Annotated in this window: 15 protein-coding genes and 1 pseudogene; all 16 read left to right on the top strand. The window is 69.0% G+C overall.

Translation table 11 applies throughout. The annotated features are described in order from the left end of the window. The first annotated feature begins 39 nt into the window (after window positions 1-39). The 16 genes and pseudogenes from BMZ45_RS12885 (at window position 40) to BMZ45_RS12815 (ending at window position 16444) form a co-directional block, all read left to right on the top strand. Complete coding sequence (locus tag BMZ45_RS12885; RefSeq protein WP_091636949.1) at window positions 40-1935, top strand: DUF3857 domain-containing transglutaminase family protein; 1896 nt, start codon at window positions 40-42, stop codon at window positions 1933-1935. An 11-nt stretch (window positions 1936-1946) separates the two neighbouring features. Continuing rightward, window positions 1947-2279, top strand: coding sequence for a hypothetical protein (locus BMZ45_RS12880; RefSeq protein WP_139215503.1), 333 nt, complete (start codon window positions 1947-1949; stop codon window positions 2277-2279). 51 nt (window positions 2280-2330) lie between these two features. Next, the gene (locus BMZ45_RS12875) at window positions 2331-2933 is read left to right on the top strand and encodes a hypothetical protein (RefSeq protein ID WP_091636947.1); all 603 of its coding nucleotides are present in this window, start codon (window positions 2331-2333) and stop codon (window positions 2931-2933) included. Between the two features lie 81 nt (window positions 2934-3014). After that, window positions 3015-3476 carry a hypothetical protein gene (locus BMZ45_RS12870; protein ID WP_091636946.1) on the top strand — a complete coding sequence of 154 codons (462 nt, stop codon included), beginning with the start codon at window positions 3015-3017 and terminating at the stop codon, window positions 3474-3476. A 55-nt stretch (window positions 3477-3531) separates the two neighbouring features. Then, on the top strand, window positions 3532-4257 hold the full coding sequence (gene dapB / locus BMZ45_RS12865) for a 4-hydroxy-tetrahydrodipicolinate reductase (RefSeq protein WP_091636945.1): 726 nt from the start codon (window positions 3532-3534) through the stop codon (window positions 4255-4257). A gap of 345 nt (window positions 4258-4602) precedes the next feature. Then, complete coding sequence (gene carA, locus BMZ45_RS12860; RefSeq protein ID WP_091636944.1) at window positions 4603-5730, top strand: glutamine-hydrolyzing carbamoyl-phosphate synthase small subunit; 1128 nt, start codon at window positions 4603-4605, stop codon at window positions 5728-5730. Then, window positions 5727-6305 carry a hypothetical protein gene (locus BMZ45_RS12855; protein ID WP_091636943.1) on the top strand — a complete coding sequence of 193 codons (579 nt, stop codon included), beginning with the start codon at window positions 5727-5729 and terminating at the stop codon, window positions 6303-6305. The genes carA and BMZ45_RS12855 overlap by 4 nt, the downstream gene beginning before the upstream one ends. 14 nt (window positions 6306-6319) lie before the next feature. Then, window positions 6320-6763, top strand: coding sequence for a DUF6973 domain-containing protein (locus BMZ45_RS12850; RefSeq protein WP_091637252.1), 444 nt, complete (start codon window positions 6320-6322; stop codon window positions 6761-6763). 49 nt (window positions 6764-6812) lie between these two features. Continuing rightward, window positions 6813-7463, top strand: coding sequence for a hypothetical protein (locus tag BMZ45_RS12845; RefSeq protein WP_091636942.1), 651 nt, complete (start codon window positions 6813-6815; stop codon window positions 7461-7463). A 4-nt stretch (window positions 7464-7467) separates the two neighbouring features. Next, window positions 7468-10716: a carbamoyl-phosphate synthase large subunit gene (gene carB, locus BMZ45_RS12840; RefSeq protein WP_091636941.1), complete on the top strand. Its 3249-nt coding sequence runs from the start codon at window positions 7468-7470 to the stop codon at window positions 10714-10716. A 183-nt stretch (window positions 10717-10899) separates the two neighbouring features. Continuing rightward, on the top strand, window positions 10900-11376 hold the full coding sequence (greA, locus tag BMZ45_RS12835) for a transcription elongation factor GreA (RefSeq protein ID WP_091636940.1): 477 nt from the start codon (window positions 10900-10902) through the stop codon (window positions 11374-11376). Between the two features lie 25 nt (window positions 11377-11401). Continuing rightward, window positions 11402-12349, top strand: coding sequence for a hypothetical protein (locus BMZ45_RS12830; protein ID WP_091636939.1), 948 nt, complete (start codon window positions 11402-11404; stop codon window positions 12347-12349). A gap of 10 nt (window positions 12350-12359) precedes the next feature. Further along, window positions 12360-14126 carry a single-stranded-DNA-specific exonuclease RecJ gene (recJ, locus tag BMZ45_RS12825; RefSeq protein ID WP_091636938.1) on the top strand — a complete coding sequence of 589 codons (1767 nt, stop codon included), beginning with the start codon at window positions 12360-12362 and terminating at the stop codon, window positions 14124-14126. 235 nt (window positions 14127-14361) lie between these two features. Next, on the top strand, window positions 14362-14658 hold the full coding sequence (locus BMZ45_RS21290) for a hypothetical protein (RefSeq protein WP_139215502.1): 297 nt from the start codon (window positions 14362-14364) through the stop codon (window positions 14656-14658). Between the two features lie 632 nt (window positions 14659-15290). Next, window positions 15291-15556 (top strand): annotated as a pseudogene (locus BMZ45_RS12820) (single-stranded-DNA-specific exonuclease RecJ); the annotation flags it as partial. 84 nt (window positions 15557-15640) lie between these two features. Beyond that, the gene (locus BMZ45_RS12815; RefSeq protein ID WP_091636937.1) at window positions 15641-16444 is read left to right on the top strand and encodes a TSUP family transporter; all 804 of its coding nucleotides are present in this window, start codon (window positions 15641-15643) and stop codon (window positions 16442-16444) included. Window positions 16445-16544: the final 100 nt, after the last annotated feature.

The following is a 16544-nucleotide window of genomic DNA, read 5'->3' as shown; positions in this document are numbered from 1 at the left end:
CCGCGGAGTTCGTCGCCAACGTAGCGACAGGGGGAAGGGATGCGTATCGCAACACTGCGGCTGTGCGCCGCGATCGGCCTTGCGCTGACGGTTACGACCGTCGCCGCTCAGAATGCGACGCCCGCGGCCGCGCCGGCCGCATCCGAGGATCCGGTGCGCAGCGAACGCGCGTACCTGAGCTACACCGTGCGGCCCGACGGCAGTTACATTCAGCAGCGCGAGACCGAGCTCAAGGTGCTGGACGAGCGCGCGATCGAATACGCCAAGCGCGAATCGATCAGCTACAGCGCCAGCATCCAGACGATCGAGGTGATCGAGGCCTACACGCGCAAGGCCGACGGCCGCCGCATCGAGGTGCCCAAGTCCAACTATCAGGTCGAGACCAACGACGGCCGCGAAGGCGGCGGTCCGGCGTTCTCCGACATCGCCACCACCAGCCTGATCTTCCCCGACGTCGCCGCCGGCGACACCGTGGTGCTGTCCTATCGCCTGATCGGCAAGCAGCCGATGTTCGACCGCCAGTTCTCCGAACTCGACAGCTTCAGCAGCCACCGGTACGCGGGCGACGTGCGCATCAAGATCGACGCGCCCGCGGCGATGTGGGCCCAGCACAAGGCCTGGGGCGCGCTCAAGCAGGTGCGAGACGACACCGTCGGCGACCGCCGCATCGTCGAATGGAGCTACCAGAACCGCACGCCGAACAAGAGCAAGCGCCAGAACTACTCGGTCTACCAGGTCGAGGACGCGCCCGGCTTCGCCTACTCGACCTTTCGCAGCTACGGCGACATCGCCCGCGTCTACGGCGAGCGCGCGCTGCCCAAGGCGGTGCCGACCGCGCGCGTGCGCAAGCTGGCCGACGAGATCGCGGCCGGCAAGCGCGAGCCGCGCGAGGTTGCGCGCGCGCTGTACGAATGGGTGTCGACCAATATCCATTACGGCGGCAACTGCATCGGCCTGGGCGCGGTGGTGCCGCGCGACCAGGACTTCGTGCTCGACAACCGCCTGGGCGACTGCAAGGACCACGCCACCCTGTTGCAGGCGCTGCTGGCGGCCAAGGGCATCGAGGCCAGCCAGGCCCTGGTCAACGCCGGCAACGTCTACCGCCTGCCGGAGATTCCGGTCGCCTCCAGCGTCAACCACGTGATCAATTACCTGCCCGGACTGGACTTGTACCTGGACGCCACCGCCAAGGGCATCCCGTTCGGCGACCTGCCGCCGAACGTGGCCGGCAAGCCGGTGCTGCGCGTCGACCAGCCCGAATTGAAGGCGCACACGCCGGCCTATCGTTCCGAGCGCAACCGCCAGCGCATGACCACCCATCTGACCGTGGGCGAGGACGGCTCGGTCAAGGGCAAGGTCGCGGTGGAGGTGTCGGGTTTCCCGGCGGTCTCCTTGCGCGGCGCGCTACGCGAGATGACCGAGGAACAATCCAAGGACCTGGTCAAGAACTACTTCCAGGCCAGCGGCCTGGTCGCGCAAGGCACGTTCCGCCAGGACGATCCCAAGCCTTTGCTCGATCATCAGACCTACGACGCTCAGTTCGAGGTCGCGCAGATGCTGCCGGTGCCGGGTGCGATCCCGCTGCGGCCGATGTTCATGAATCCGCAGCCGGTCGCCGCCTTCGTCTCCAGCGCCAACGAAGACCTCAGCGCGGAAGGCGAAACCGCGTGCACCGGCGGTCGCTCCGAGGAGATCTACCGCATCGAGTTCCCGGCCAGCATGAAAGTGATCGCGGTGCCCAGCAATCTGACGGTCGAATCCGACGGCCTGCGTTACCACGCCAGCTACCAACTCAAGGGCAACGTGCTCGAGGCCAGTCGCGTGTTCGAGGACGGCACGCCGGGCCCCTTGTGCACGCCCGAATACAACCGCGCCTTCCAGGCCTTCGCCAAGAAGGTGCTGCCGAACCTGAAGGCGCAGGTGGTGTACCAGTAAGCGGGATGGGCATGCAGGCGCGTCCGCTCGAAGTCGTGTTCGCGCTCGGCCGCCACGCCTGCAGCCTGCAGGCGGGCGCGAGCCGGATCTTCAACGCGCTGGGGATCGGCCGGCAGCGCCTGGTCGAGCGCCACGGGCCCAACCAGTCCTACGACTTCTACTGGGAAGGCCAGCGCGACGGCGTGGTCTGCCGGGTGCGCGGCAGCGAGTGGGATCCGCAACTGCCGCAGACCCGCTTCCACGTCGAACTCAGCCGGGCCGCCGCGGCTGCGGCGATGCTGGAGCGCCTGCGCGAGTACGCGGCCCAGCAGGGCTGGAGTTCGGCCGAGGTCGCCGACGCATGAGGTGGATTGGCTTGCCCACGCTGCGCGCCCATCGCGTCGCCGGGAGGCCGCATGCCGCCTAGCTATGCCGCGATCCGGCCCTTGCTGGCGCCCTGGGGCGAGTTGCGCGCGCAGCCGGCATCGGACTGGCAGGGCGAGTTCGCGCTGCCGCCGGCCTTGCTGGACTTCTATCGCGAGGTCGGCCCCTGGGGCGGCGTCCGCCACGCGTCGGTCGGCCCGCTCGGTCTGGATCTGGCCTGCGGCGGCAATCCGGTGTCGATCCCGCCGCTGCAGAACCTATGGGCGCGCCAGGCCGGCTATCGCTGGCATGGGCTCAGCGGCGAGCGCCTGCGCGGCTGGAAGGACGAATGGCTGGTGGTGGCGATGGAGGGCAGCCATCCCTTCATCTACGACCTGATCAGCGGTGCGGTGTCGTTCGACCTGGCCGGCGGCGACTGGAACCCGCGCCCGATCGCCGACGATCTGGCCACCGCGTTCGGCGCGCTGGCGACCGTGGCCAACACCTACGCCGCGCTGGGCGAGTCGGCGCTGGACGAGGATTACGAGTTGCGGCCGCAGGCGCGCGCGAGCGTGCGCGACGCGCTGGCCGAGTTCCTGGGGCAGGGGCCCGCCCAAGCCGATGCGCTGCTGCATGCGTGGCGCTGGTATGAATGAGCGTGCGCGGTCGTTCGCGCCGCGGGCATCCAGGCCAGGCCGCGTGTCCGCGTGGCCCTCGTTACCCCAACCAGGACGCTTATGAAACGGACACTGGCGCTCATCGCCGCCTGCGCGCTCGCCGCGCCCGCGCACTCGGCCTGCCTGGGTGAGACGCCGCTGGCCGCCGCGCAGGCCTGGTTTCGGCAGCACTACACGTTCTGGAACGAGCCGCCGGCGGCCCTGCGCGACGCCTTCGCGCCGCCCTTGCTGCGGCTGCTGGAGCGCGAACAGGCCTGCACCGTCGAAGGGGTGTGCGCGATCGACGCCGATCCCTGGCTGGATGCGCAGGACGGCGAGGCGCGCGATCCGGAGTTCTTCAGCGAGGGCAGGGATTCGGTGCGGCTGCGCTACCGCTTCGTGCTGGACGAGCGCGCGCCGGCGCAGACGCGCGAGCTGCGTCTGCGCTTCAGCGGCGCCGGTCGTTGTTGGCGCGCGGCCGACCTGATCGGTCCCGACGGCCGTTCGCTGTCGCAAGCCCTGGCCGCGTACCACGGCCAATAGGGCGGCGCGCCGCCGCCGCTTGTCGAACCTCCGGCCCAGCCGTTAGCCTGCCGGCATGAACGACATCCCCCGACTCCTGATCCACGGCGCCTCCGGGCGCATGGGCCTGGCGCTGCTGCGCCTGGCCGCGGCCCGCGACGATCTCAGCGTGGTGGCCGCGGTCTCGCGCAAATCGCCGGCGCAGCGCGTGATCGACGGCGTGCCGCAGTTCGCCGCCAGCGAATTGAGCGGTGTGCCCGAGTTCGACGTCGCCATCGATTTCAGCCTGCCGGAGGGTTTCGACCCGGTGCTGGCGCTGTGCGCCGAACGCGGCCGCGCCCTGGTGTCGGGCACCACCGGCCTGTCGTCGGAACAGAACCGCGCGATCGAGGCCGCCTCGGCGCGCATCGCGATCGTGTGGGCCGCCAATTACAGCCTGGGCGTGGCGGTGCTGACCGAACTGGTGCGGCGCGCCTCGGCCGCCTTGCCCAGCTGGGACTGCGACATCGTCGAGGCCCACCACACCCGCAAACTGGACGCGCCTTCGGGCACGGCCCTGCACCTGGGCCAGGCGGTCGCGATCGGCAGCGGCCGCGACCCGCACTACGCCAGCCTGCGCGCGGGCGACATCGTCGGCGAGCACACGGTGCAGTTCGCCAGCGCCGGCGAGCGCCTGGAGCTGATCCACCGTGCGACCAACCGCGACATCTTCGCGCGCGGCGCGCTGGAGGCGGCGCTGAAAGTGGTGCGCCAGGCCCCGGGCCGCTACGGCCTGGCCGAGCTGATGTTCCCGAATCTGTAGGGCGCGTCGTGGCGGGCTCGGGCCCCTGCCGGCAGCGCGCCCCTTGGTTCGCCGGCCCGACAGGGCGAGGCAGGCGCCGCGGAGCGGGCACCGCGCCGGTTTGCCGATCCGGGCCGTAACCGCCACACCGCTGGCGCGAAGGTGAACAGCCGGTTTCCGGACGCGCGGGCGGCGCTGGAATGGGCTCGCGCGGCTGGCGTTCGCCGGCCCGCGTCGGTACAATTCCCGCTCGCCTGAACCCCGCCCGCCGGACCGGTCCCGCACCGCGTCCGTGTTTTGCTGCAAGCCGGTTTTGCCGGTGCGCGCTGGACGGGGTCAGTATCCTCGGCAGCCAAGGCGACCCCCGTGACCCAACCCGCAATCCTCGCTCTCGAAGACGGCACCGTATTCGAGGGCGTTTCCGTAGGCGCGCCCGGCCTCAGCGTCGGCGAAGTCGTCTTCAATACCGCCATCACCGGTTACCAGGAAATCCTCACCGACCCGTCCTACGCGCGCCAACTGGTCACGCTGACCTATCCGCACGTGGGCAACACCGGTTGCACCGACCAGGACGACGAAGCCGGCCAGGTCTGGGCCTCGGGCCTGATCGTGCGCGACGTGCCGCGCCGCCCCAGCAACTGGCGCAGCCAGATCGCGCTGCCGCAGTGGCTGGCCGAACGCGGCGTGGTCGCGATCGCCGACATCGACACCCGCAAGCTGACCCGTCTGCTGCGCGATCGCGGCGCCCAGAACGGCGCGCTGATGGCGGGCGAGGGCATCGACGCGGCCAAGGCCATCGAGGCCGCGCGCAAGTTCCCGGGCCTGAAGGGCATGGACCTGGCCAAGGAAGTCAGCACGCGCGAGCGTTACGAATGGCGCGACGGTCAGCTCGATCTGGACGCCAACGCCTTCGTCCAGGCCGAACCGCGTTTCCACGTGGTCGCCTACGACTTCGGCGTCAAGCGCAACATCCTGCGCATGCTGGCCGAGCGCGGCTGCCGCGTGACGGTGGTGCCGGCGCAGACCTCGGCCGCCGACGTGCTGGCGCTGAATCCGGACGGCGTGTTCCTGTCCAACGGCCCCGGCGATCCGGAGCCCTGCGACTACGCGATCGCCGCGATCCGCGAATTCCTGGCGCGCAAGCTGCCCACCTTCGGCATCTGCCTGGGCCACCAGCTGCTGGGCCTGGCGGCGGGCGCCAAGACCCTGAAAATGAAGTTCGGCCACCACGGCGCCAACCACCCGGTCCAGGACCTGGACAGCAGGCGCGTGATGATCACCTCGCAGAACCACGGTTTCGCGGTCGACGAGGCCAGCTTGCCGGCCAACGTGCGGGTGATCCACCGCTCGCTGTTCGACGGCAGCAACCAGGGCATCGAGCTCAGCGACGCGCCGGCCTTCAGTTTCCAGGGCCATCCGGAAGCCAGCCCGGGCCCGCACGACGTCGCCCCGCTGTTCGACCGTTTCGTCGCCAGCATGGAGTCGGCACGATGAAATCCCTCGCTTTCGCCGCCGTCCTGGCCGCGGGCCTGGCCTGGTCGGCCCCGGCCGCGGCGGCCGTGCCCACCGATGCCGAGGTCGCGCAGATCCAGCAGCTGTTGGGCTTCGACATCGCGATCGAGCGGGTGATCGCCGGCAAGATCGACAACGCCGAAGAGTTCAAGGTGTTCAACGCCAGCCAGCGCGGCTGCATCAAGGGCGAGCTGCTGCCGGAGTTCCGCAGCAGCATGGTCGACGCCTTCCGTCAGCTGTTCGGCGACGGCGAGACCATCGCCGCCTGGACCCGCTTCGGCCAGACCAAGGGCGGCGCCAAGTTCGTCGCCGGCATGCGCGAGCAGGTCAAGGGCAACATCGACAACGCCGTCGACGGCGCGCCCAAGGCCGAGGCGGTCGAGTTCTTCAAGGGCATGCAGGCCGACGAGCTGATGGAAGTGATGGAATTCATGCAAAGCCCGGCCGCCAAGGTGCTGGAGCGCGAATTCCCCGACACCGACGTCAGCCCGGAACAGCTGCAGAAGCTCAGCGAGCGCGTGTCCCAGCGCTGCGGCATCGAGATGCCCAAGGCCTGATGAGCGCCGCCACGATCCAGGCCGCGACCGCCGCGCGCAAGCCCGCGCGCCGCTGGCGTCGCTGGCTGATCGCGGGCGCCGCGCTCGCGGCGTATCCGGCCTTCGTCCTGATCGCGGTGTATGCGCAGTTCTTCGCCGCCGGCCTGCCGGGCGGACGCAACGGCCCCGCCGACGCCTACCGGCACACGCTGGCCAGCGCCGTGGTCGCCTACACCGCCTCGCCGCGCATCGTGGACTGGGTCACCCGGGTCATGGAGCACGACGGGCAGGGCAACCGCAGCCGCGCCATGGACGCGCACAACAACCGCATCGGCGCGCGCATCGGCCGCGACGCCGACAGCTGGCAGGCGATGAACCGGACGGTGCGCGAGGCCGTGCGTACCGGCGCGATCGACGCCCAGGGCGCGCAGCAGGTCACCTGGTTGCCGCCCGCCGACTGGCGGGACCGTTTGTACTGACATGCGACATGCCATCCACCGCGCGACGCGCACCCGACGGAGACAAGGAATGACCCTGCAAGCTCGCTGCAATGCCGCTGTCGCCGCCGCCTTGCTGGCGCTGCTTCCGCTCGTCGCCAGCGCCCAGAACGCGCAGGTCCAGGCCGACAAGCTGGCCGAGGTGATGATGCGGATGCTGCCGTTCGGCAAGATCCTGGACGATGCCGCCGCCGCCAACCCCGAGTGGCCGTTGCAAGGCAAGGCCGACAAGGTCGAGCCGGCCAAGTTGAGCTGCCTGCGCAGCGAGCTGTCCACCGACGGCTATCGCCGCAGCAAGCGCGCCCAGGCCCTGGAATACGTCAAGGCCCACCCGGACCGCGTCGACGCCGACCTGGCCCTGCTCAACGGCGGCGCCGCCAGCGTGTTCTCCGATTTCATCAACGCCGGGGTCAACGAAGCCCAGACCGGCAAGAAGGTCGAGACGACCGAGGTGATGAAGCAGATGAAGGCCGAGCAGATGCTGTCCTTCATCGATTTCATCACCGAGCCCAAGCACGCGCCGCTGCGCGAGCTGGTCGGCATCGGCGAAGCCTTCGATCCCACCAAGACGCCGCAGCAGAACAGCGATGCCGGCAAAGGCGTCGGCACCCGTCTGGTGCTGAAGCTGATGCTCGGCGCGATGACGACTTGCGACGTACCGCCTTCCACGATCCTCGAGTGACCCAATGCCCAAGCGCACTGACATCAAAACCGTCCTGATCATCGGCGCCGGGCCGATCGTGATCGGTCAGGCCTGCGAATTCGACTATTCGGGCGCGCAGGCCTGCAAGGCGCTGCGCGACGAGGGTTATCGCGTGGTGCTGGTGAACAGCAATCCGGCCACGATCATGACCGACCCGAACATGGCCGACGCCGTGTACATCGAGCCGATCAACTGGCAGACGGTCGAGAAGATCATCGCCAAGGAAAAGCCCGACGCGCTGCTGCCGACCATGGGCGGCCAGACCGCGCTGAACTGCGCGCTGGACCTGGCCGACAACGGCGTGCTGGAGAAGTACAACGTCGAACTGATCGGCGCCAAGCGCGAAGCCATCCGCATGGCCGAGGACCGCGAGCTGTTCCGCGTGGCGATGGCCGAGATCGGCCTGGAATGCCCGAAGGCCGAGGTCGCGCGCACGTTCGAACAGGCCGTCGACATCCAGACCCGGGTCGGCTATCCGACCATCATCCGCCCCAGCTTCACCCTGGGCGGCAGCGGCGGCGGCATCGCCTACAACAAGGAAGAGTTCGAGGAGATCGCCAAGCGCGGCCTCGAGCTGTCGCCGGTGCACGAGATTCTGGTCGAGGAGTCGGTGCTGGGCTGGAAGGAGTTCGAGATGGAAGTGGTCCGCGACACCGCGGACAACTGCATCATCGTGTGCTCGATCGAGAACTTCGACGCCATGGGCGTGCACACCGGCGACTCGATCACGGTCGCGCCGGCGCAGACCCTGACCGACAAGGAATACCAGCGCCTGCGCGACGCCTCGATCGCGGTGCTGCGCAAGATCGGCGTCGATACCGGCGGCTCCAACGTGCAGTTCGGCATCAACGCCCAGGACGGCCGCGTGGTCGTGATCGAGATGAACCCGCGCGTGTCGCGTTCCTCGGCGCTGGCCTCCAAGGCCACCGGCTTCCCGATCGCCAAGATCGCCGCCAAGCTGGCGATCGGCTACACCCTGGACGAGCTGCGCAACGAGATCACCGGCGGCGCCACCCCGGCCTCGTTCGAGCCGACCATCGACTACGTGGTCACCAAGATTCCGCGCTTCGCCTTCGAGAAGTTCCCGCAGGCCGACGCGCGCCTGACCACGCAGATGAAGTCGGTCGGCGAAGTCATGGCGATGGGCCGGACCTTCCAGGAATCGCTGCACAAGGCCCTGCGCGGCCTGGAGACCGGCAAGGTCGGCCTCGACCCGACCGGCCTGGACCTGTCCAGCGACGCCGACATGGCCAAGCTGCGCCGCGAGCTCAAGGAGCCGGGCCCGGAGCGCATGTTCCACATCGGCGACGCCTTCCGCGCCGGCATGAGCGTGGAGGACGTGCACGCGCTGTCCTTCGTCGATCCCTGGTTCCTGGACCAGATCGAAGAGCTGATCGCCGCCGAGCGCAAGCTCGCCGAGGCCGGCCTGGCCTCGCTGGACAAGACCCGCATGCGCGCGCTCAAGCGCATGGGTTTCTCCGACGCGCGCATCGCCCAGCTCACCGGCACCGACGAGACCGCCGTGCGCACCCTGCGCCGCGCCTTCGGCGTGCGTCCGGTGTACAAGCGCGTGGACTCCTGCGCGGCCGAGTTCGCCACCACCACCGCCTACATGTACTCGACCTACGAGGACGAGTGCGAAGCCAACCCGAGCAATCGCGACAAGATCATCGTGCTCGGCGGCGGCCCCAACCGCATCGGCCAGGGCATCGAGTTCGACTACTGCTGCGTGCATGCCGCGCTCGCCCTGCGCGAGGACGGCTATGAAACCATCATGGTCAACTGCAACCCGGAAACGGTCTCGACCGACTACGACACCTCCGACCGCCTGTACTTCGAGCCGCTGACGCTGGAAGACGTGCTGGAGATCGCCGACCTCGAGAAGCCCAAGGGCGTGATCGTGCAGTACGGCGGCCAGACCCCGCTGAAGCTGGCGCGCGCGCTGGAGGCCAACGGCGTGCCGATCATCGGCACCAGCCCGGACAGCATCGACCTGGCCGAGGACCGCGAGCGCTTCCAGCAGCTGGTGCAGGAGCTGGGCCTGGCCCAGCCGATCAACCGCACCGCGCGCAATCCCGACGAGGCGCTGGTGCTGGCCGGCCAGATCGGCTATCCGATGGTGGTGCGCCCGAGCTACGTGCTGGGCGGCCGCGCGATGGAAATCGTCTATTCCGACGCCGACCTCACGCGCTACATCCGCGACGCGGTCAAGGTTTCCAACGACTCGCCGGTGCTGCTGGACCGCTTCCTCGACAACGCCGTCGAGGTCGACGTCGACATCATCGCCGACCGCGAAGGCCACGTGCTGATCGGCGGCGTGATGGAGCACATCGAGGAGGCCGGCGTGCATTCCGGCGACTCCTCGTGCTCGCTGCCGCCGTATTCGCTGTCGCCGGCGACCCAGAACGAGCTGCGCAAGCAGGTCGTGGCGCTGGCCAAGTCGCTCAAGGTCGTGGGCCTGATGAACACCCAGTTCGCGATCCAGACCGACGCCGAAGGCCGCGACACCATCTTCCTGATCGAAGTGAACCCGCGCGCCTCGCGCACGGTGCCGTTCGTGTCCAAGGCCACCGGCATGGCCCTGGCCAAGATCGCCGCGCGCTGCATGGTCGGCCAGACCCTGGCCTCGCAGGGCGCGCTGGAAGAGATCGTGCCGGACTACTACTCGGTCAAGGAAGCGATCTTCCCGTTCGCCAAGTTCCAGGGCGTGGACCCGATCCTCGGGCCGGAGATGCGCTCCACCGGCGAGGTCATGGGCGTGGGCAAGAACTTCGGCGCGGCCATGGCGCGCGCCCAGGAAGCCGGCGGCATCAAGGCGCCGCCGGTGGGCAAGGTGTTCGTCTCGGTGCGCGATCCGGACAAGCAGCGCGTGCTGACGGTGGCGCAGGAGCTGGTGCGCCGCGGCTACACCCTGGTCGCCACCAGCGGCACCCAGGCCTTCCTCAGCGGCCACGGCGTGGCCTGCGAAGTGGTCAACAAGGTCACCGAGGGCCGCCCGCATGTGGTCGACCTGATCAAGAACGGCGAGATCGTCTACATCATCAACACCACCGAGGGCCGCCAGGCCATCTCGGACTCGTTCTCGATCCGCCGCGAGGCGCTGCAGGCGCGCATCACGTACTCGACCACGGTGTCCGGCGCGCGCGCGCTGGTGAACTCGCTGGACTACCGCGGCCAGGGCCCGGTGTGGTCGCTGCAGGAGCTGCACGCGCAGATCCAGGGCGCGGCCTGAGCCGGCACGGGACGCGGAACCGCTCCGCGTCCCGCCGACCCGCGCGCCCGCGCGGGTTTTGCGCCTGATTTTCAGGGATTTTCCCGCTGGCGCCCGATGGGGTGCCAAGCGGCCGCGTTCGCGGCACAATCGAACTTTGCAAACGGAAGCCACCGGCCCCCGGCCGGCACGAGGAACGACGAGATGAGAGCACCGATCACGGTGAAGGGCGCCCAGCGCCTGCGCGCGGAACTGGAAGAGTTGAAGTCGGTCAAGCGACCGGCCGTGATCAACGCGATCGCGGAAGCGCGCGCGCACGGCGACCTCAAGGAGAACGCCGAGTACCACGCCGCGCGCGAACAGCAGAGCTTCATCGAGGGCCGCATCAAGCAGCTCGAGTCCGAGCTCTCGCACGCCCAGCTGATCGACGTATCCATCCTCAACGCCGGTTCCAAGATCGTGTTCGGCGCCACCGTGGAGCTGGCCGACGTCGACACCGACGAAGAGCGCACCTATCAGATCGTGGGCGACCTGGAAGCCGACATCAAGCAGGGCCTGATCGCGATTTCCTCGCCGGTCGCGCGCGCCCTGATCGGCAAGCACGAGGGCGACAGCGTCGTCATCGAGGCGCCGGGCGGCACCCACGAGTACGAAATCGTCGGCGTCAGCTACGCCGGCTGAGCAGGCCGCGACCGCGAGGCCGCGCATGACTCCGACCACCGCGACCCTGCTGCTGCCCGAGCGCGAGCGCTTCGGCGGGCAGCGCCTGTCCGAGGACCTGGGCCGCCGGCTCGCGCGCGCCGATCGCCGCGAGCGCAGCGGCGATCCGCTCGCGCGCGTGCTCGACGTGCTGCCGCGCGGTTGGCCGGTGGCGGCGGCCACCCGCCAGCGCGACGCCCGCGACGCCGCCCATGCGGCCTGGATGCGCGCCGATCCGGCCTACGTGCGGCCCGACCTCAACGGCGCGCGCCTGCTCGCCTACGGCCAGGCCCTGGGCCTGGACGAGGCCGAGGCCGCCGACTTCCTGCGCACGCTCAAGCCGCTGTTCGGCGACGCAGGCTTTCCGATCGACGCGCCGCGCCCGTCGCGCTGGTACCTGCGCCTGCCGCAGGGCGCCAGGCTGCCGAGCTTCGCCAGCCCGGAGACCGTGCTCGGCGCCGATCTGTTCGAACATCTGCCGGACGCGGCCGACCAGAGCCCCGAAGGCCGGCGTTGGCGCTCGCTGCTGAGCGAAGCCCAGGTGACCTTGCACAACCATCCGCGCAACGCCCAGCGCATCGCCGCCGGCCAGGCGCCGGTGAACTCGCTGTGGTTCTGGGGCGCGGGCGTGCTGCCCGATCACGTGCGCAGCGCCTATGCGCGCATCTGCAGCGACGACGAGGCCCTGACCGCGCTGGGCGCGCTGGCCGGCGTCCAGGCCACGGCGCTGCCGCCGCGTTGGAGCGCGGGCGAGGGCGACCTCGCGGTCGATCTGCGCCGCGCGCGCGACCTGCAGGCGCTGGAGCGCGACTGGCTGACGCCGTTGAGCGCCGAGCTCGACGCCGGGCGGGTGAGCCGGATCGCCCTGGAATTCGGCGACAACGAAGCCTACGAACTCGCGCGCTCGCAGCGCTGGCGCTTCTGGCGCAAACCGCTGCGGTCGCTGCAACCATGACCGCGCGCGCATGACCGAACCCGCCCGCCTGCGCCGACGCCAGATCGCCGACCCCGGCGCCTGGCCCGACAGCGTGTCGCCCTTGCTGCAGCGCGTGTACGCGGCGCGCGGCGCGATCGCGATCGACCAGGCGCAGCCGCGCCTGGCCCAACTGCTGCCGCCCGACGGACTCGGCGGCCTGGACGCGGCCACCGCCTTGCTCGCCGATGCGATCGCCCAGGATCGCCACATCGTCGTGGTCGGCGACTTCGACTGCGACGGCGCCACCGCCTGCGCGGTCGGCGTGCGCGGGCTGCGCATGCTCGGTGCGCGCCGGGTCTCGCACGCGGTGCCCAACCGCATGGTGCACGGCTACGGCCTGTCGCCGGCGCTGGTCGAGGAACTGGCCGCGCTGCAGCCCGATCTGCTGGTCACCGTCGATCACGGCATCGCCTGTCATGCCGGCATCGCCGCGGCCAAGGCGCGCGGCTGGCAGGTGCTGGTCACCGACCACCATCTGCCCGGCGACCGCCTGCCGCCCGCCGATGCGATCGTCGATCCCAACCTGCCCGGCGACGCGTTCCCCAGCAAGGCCCTGGCCGGCGTCGGGGTGATGTTCTACGTGCTGCTGGCGCTGCGCCGCGTACTGCGCGCGCAGGGCCGCTGCGAAGGCAACGGGCCCGATCTGCAGGTGCTGCTGGATATGGTCGCGGTCGGCACCGTCGCCGACCTGGTGCCGCTGGACGCCAACAATCGCGCCCTGGTCGCGGCCGGCCTGCGCCGGCTGCGCGCCGGGCAGGGCGGGGCGGGCTTGCGCGCCCTCATCGAGGTGTCGCAGCGCGATGCGCGCCGCCTCACCGCGGCCGACATCGGCTATGCGCTGGCGCCGCGCCTCAACGCGGCCGGACGCCTGGAGGATATGGCGCTGGGCATCGAGTGCCTGCTCACCGAGAACGAGGCGCAGGCGCGCGAGATCGCCTACAGCCTCAACGAGATCAACGCCGAACGCCGCGCGGTGCAGCAGCAGATGACCGACGAGGCCGCGGCCGCGTTCGCCAAGGTCGCGCTGGATGCGACGCGCGCGCCCCTGGCGGTCTGCCTGTTCGACGAAGACTGGCACCCGGGCGTGGTCGGCCTGGTCGCGTCCAAGATGAAAGAGCGCCTGCACCGGCCGGTGATCGCGTTCGCTCCGGCCGAGCCCGGCAGCGACGCGCTGCGCGGTTCGGCGCGCTCCATCCCCGGCTTCCATATCCGCGACGCGCTGGCCGACGTGGCCGCTCAGCACCCCGAGCTGATCGAACGCTTCGGCGGCCACGCCATGGCCGCGGGGCTGTCGCTGCGCCGCGACGCCCTGGACGCGTTCCGCGCCGCATTCGAACGCTGCGCGGGCGCGTCGCTCACACCGGAACTGCTGCAGGCCGACGTGCTTAGCGACGGCGAGCTAGGCGCGGGCGAGTTCGATCGCGCCAGCGCCGAATCGTTGCGCGACGGCGGGCCGTGGGGGCAGGGCTTCCCCTGCCCGAATTGGAATGTGATTGCCGACGTTCTGAGCTTTCGCGTGCTGGGCGGGAAGCACCTGAAGCTAGTGCTGCGGGTGGAGGGGAGGGCGGAGCCCCTGAATGCCATCCATTTCAACGGCTGGGATGGGGAGCCCCCCGTCGGGCGCATCTTGGTGGTGTTCAAGCTAGAGCCGGACGACTACCGGGGCGGGGACGCGATCCAGCTCAACATCGTCTACCGCGAGGCATACGACCCCGAGAGGTATAACGCCTTGATGGCAACGGGCCAAACGCCCTAAAAAAGCCCCGGAGGTCCGGGGGCTCATTCGTGTTCGTGGGTGGTGCTTTCATTCCAAGGGCGATCCGGCCTGCCGTTCGTGCCGACGCGCTCGGTCCGGTTATACGTCGGCTTGTTAGCCGGATGCCGCGCCGCTAATCTGCCGCCGGATCAAGAGGTTGCGCGGGTCGGTTGTTGCGCTGCCACGGATGTATAACCGGACCCCGGGGTCCGTCTATTAGGTAGTTAGGCCGCAGATGCAACAAACCAGCTCGCCAAACAATCTATCGCTAGCCCATGCCATTGGCGTGACCGTAGTGGCAACTGTGCTCGGCTTCGGCTCCGGGGCCCTTATGGCTTGGATTGCGCCTTCGGACAAATTCTCTTGGGCAGGCCTTGCGGTTGCCCCCCTCTGGCTGTTGCTAGAGATCTACTTTGAGGCCGTTGTCGCTATTCTCGGCAACAAGGCAAAGGCGACTCGGATTGCATCAACAATTGCAGTTTTGGCGGGCTTCTACATCGCGTGGTTTGCCTTACGCGGCGTTGCGGCCTAACAATTCATTCAAGCCGAAGCCGCTTCGCGGCTCGGCTTAATTCAGGCGTTAGGTGCCGCATGGCAACTGTTACTAATCACGATATTCCAGATGATCTTAGAAGCGATCCGGATCATCCAATCCCCCACTTGAACGTCATCGACGTATCCGGCTACCGGAAGGATGGAGGCGCAAACCTCACAATTGTGGTGGCATCGCCTCTTGCGTCGGACGAGCGATCACAGACCCGACTTCTAGACAAGATTCAGGGCTATCTCGGACACATTCAGTCGGAGGAGTTTGCGCGTGATTCGGGCGCCCCTCCTACTCCTCAAAATACGACTATTACTGTACTTCTCCACCCGGAATCCTCCAGCGTCGTCAAGGACCTTCTTGAGCGCTGTCATGTGTGGGTAAATTCGCGCGGGGCCACCTTGCTTGTTCGGGACCTTACCCCGGGTGAGATGGGCGGCACCTAACAATTCATGTATGGACTCCTCCTGCAAGTGACGCTGTTCGATCGCTGACGTGACGGAAGTCGGTTGCAGTCGTCAACCCCCGTTTGCCGATGTGAGCAAACCAATCGCCCGCGCCGAGCATCTCAGGCGCCCGTTTACACACCGGTCGGCATTTTTTGCGATCTGGCCCCTTTTGGCGGGCCTTGGGGCCAAGGGTGTCCGTCTTTCCCGAGCCGCAGTTCGACGGCGAGTTTCCGGTGCTGGGCTGTCGCGTGGTCGGCGAGCGCCATCTCAAGCTCGAGCTGGGCCATCAGGGCCGGCGCTTGAACGCGATCGAGTTCGGCGGCTGGCACGGCGATCCGCCGTCGGCGCGCGTGCGCATCGCCTATCGGCTGGAACCGGACGACTACCGCGGCGGCGATGCGATCCAGTTGGTGGTCGTGCATCGCGAGCCCGCCTGACCGACGGCAGCCGCGCCGCGGCGCGCTTTCCAGCACGAGCCGCAGCGGAGACAATGCGCGCTCCCTGATCCAGGTGCGCCACCGATGGAGTTCTCGCTCGAGGTCATCGCCTTCCTCATGGCCGTGGCCTTCGTCGCGGGCGCCATCGACGCGCTGGCCGGCGGCGGCGGGCTGCTGACGATTCCGGCGCTGATGGCGGTGGGCATTCCGCCGGTGGCGGCCATCGCCACCAACAAGCTGCAAAGCGCGATCGGCACCTCCAGCGCGGTGTTCGCGTTCGCGCGCAAGGGCCATATCGATTTCCGCCGTTACGCCTTGCCCGCGCTGGGCGCGTTCGTGGGCTCGGCCGGCGGCGCTTGGCTGTTGCAGCGCATGGATCCGTCGTTTCTCAGTGGCGTGATTCCCTTGTTGCTGATCGCGATGGCGGCCTACTTCCTGCTCGCGCCGCGCATGAGCGATCAGGACAGCCATCAGCGCATCGGCCCCTATGCGCTGGCCGCGCTGATCGCCTTGATCGGCGCCTACGACGGCTTCTTCGGGCCGGGTACCGGTTCGTTCATGGCGACCGTGCTGGTCGCGCTGGGCGGGCTGGGCGTGGTGCGCGCGACCGCGCAGACCAAGTTCTTCAACCTGGCCAGCAACCTGGCCGCGCTGGTGGTGATGATCGCCGGCGGGCACGTGCTGTGGATGCTCGGATTGGCGATGGCGCTGGCCAGCGTCGCCGGCGGTCAGATCGGCGCGCACGCGGCGATGCGTTTCGGCGCACGCGCGGTGCGGCCGGTGCTGGTGGTGATCTGTCTGGCGCTCACGGTGAAACTGTTGTCGGATCCCAGCAATCCCTTGCGTCTGGCATGGGCAGCGCATTTTTCCGGCGCAAGCGGCGGCTGAACAGGCGGCGCGCGCATCGATCCTGCGAGGTCGATCCGTCGTTGCGACGCAGGCGCCGAGACGAGTCGCCCAGCTCGGCAAATCGTGCGCGAGCAGCGCG

It is taken from the genome of Lysobacter sp. cf310 (genome assembly GCF_900114355.1).
Lineage (GTDB): Bacteria > Pseudomonadota > Gammaproteobacteria > Xanthomonadales > Xanthomonadaceae > Lysobacter.
The sequence above is the reverse complement of the archived record's forward strand: the minus strand, read 5'-3'. Positions and strand labels throughout refer to the sequence as shown.

Coding starts and splice junctions, on each gene's coding strand:
- BMZ45_RS12885 (WP_091636949.1), top strand. CDS start 40: ATGCGTATCGCAACACTGCGGCTGTGCGCCGCGATCGGCCTTGCGCTG.
- BMZ45_RS12880 (WP_139215503.1), top strand. CDS start 1,947: ATGCAGGCGCGTCCGCTCGAAGTCGTGTTCGCGCTCGGCCGCCACGCC.
- BMZ45_RS12875 (WP_091636947.1), top strand. CDS start 2,331: ATGCCGCCTAGCTATGCCGCGATCCGGCCCTTGCTGGCGCCCTGGGGC.
- BMZ45_RS12870 (WP_091636946.1), top strand. CDS start 3,015: ATGAAACGGACACTGGCGCTCATCGCCGCCTGCGCGCTCGCCGCGCCC.
- dapB (WP_091636945.1), top strand. CDS start 3,532: ATGAACGACATCCCCCGACTCCTGATCCACGGCGCCTCCGGGCGCATG.
- BMZ45_RS12855 (WP_091636943.1), top strand. CDS start 5,727: ATGAAATCCCTCGCTTTCGCCGCCGTCCTGGCCGCGGGCCTGGCCTGG.
- BMZ45_RS12845 (WP_091636942.1), top strand. CDS start 6,813: ATGACCCTGCAAGCTCGCTGCAATGCCGCTGTCGCCGCCGCCTTGCTG.
- carB (WP_091636941.1), top strand. CDS start 7,468: ATGCCCAAGCGCACTGACATCAAAACCGTCCTGATCATCGGCGCCGGG.
- greA (WP_091636940.1), top strand. CDS start 10,900: ATGAGAGCACCGATCACGGTGAAGGGCGCCCAGCGCCTGCGCGCGGAA.
- BMZ45_RS12830 (WP_091636939.1), top strand. CDS start 11,402: ATGACTCCGACCACCGCGACCCTGCTGCTGCCCGAGCGCGAGCGCTTC.
- recJ (WP_091636938.1), top strand. CDS start 12,360: ATGACCGAACCCGCCCGCCTGCGCCGACGCCAGATCGCCGACCCCGGC.
- BMZ45_RS21290 (WP_139215502.1), top strand. CDS start 14,362: ATGCAACAAACCAGCTCGCCAAACAATCTATCGCTAGCCCATGCCATT.
- BMZ45_RS12815 (WP_091636937.1), top strand. CDS start 15,641: ATGGAGTTCTCGCTCGAGGTCATCGCCTTCCTCATGGCCGTGGCCTTC.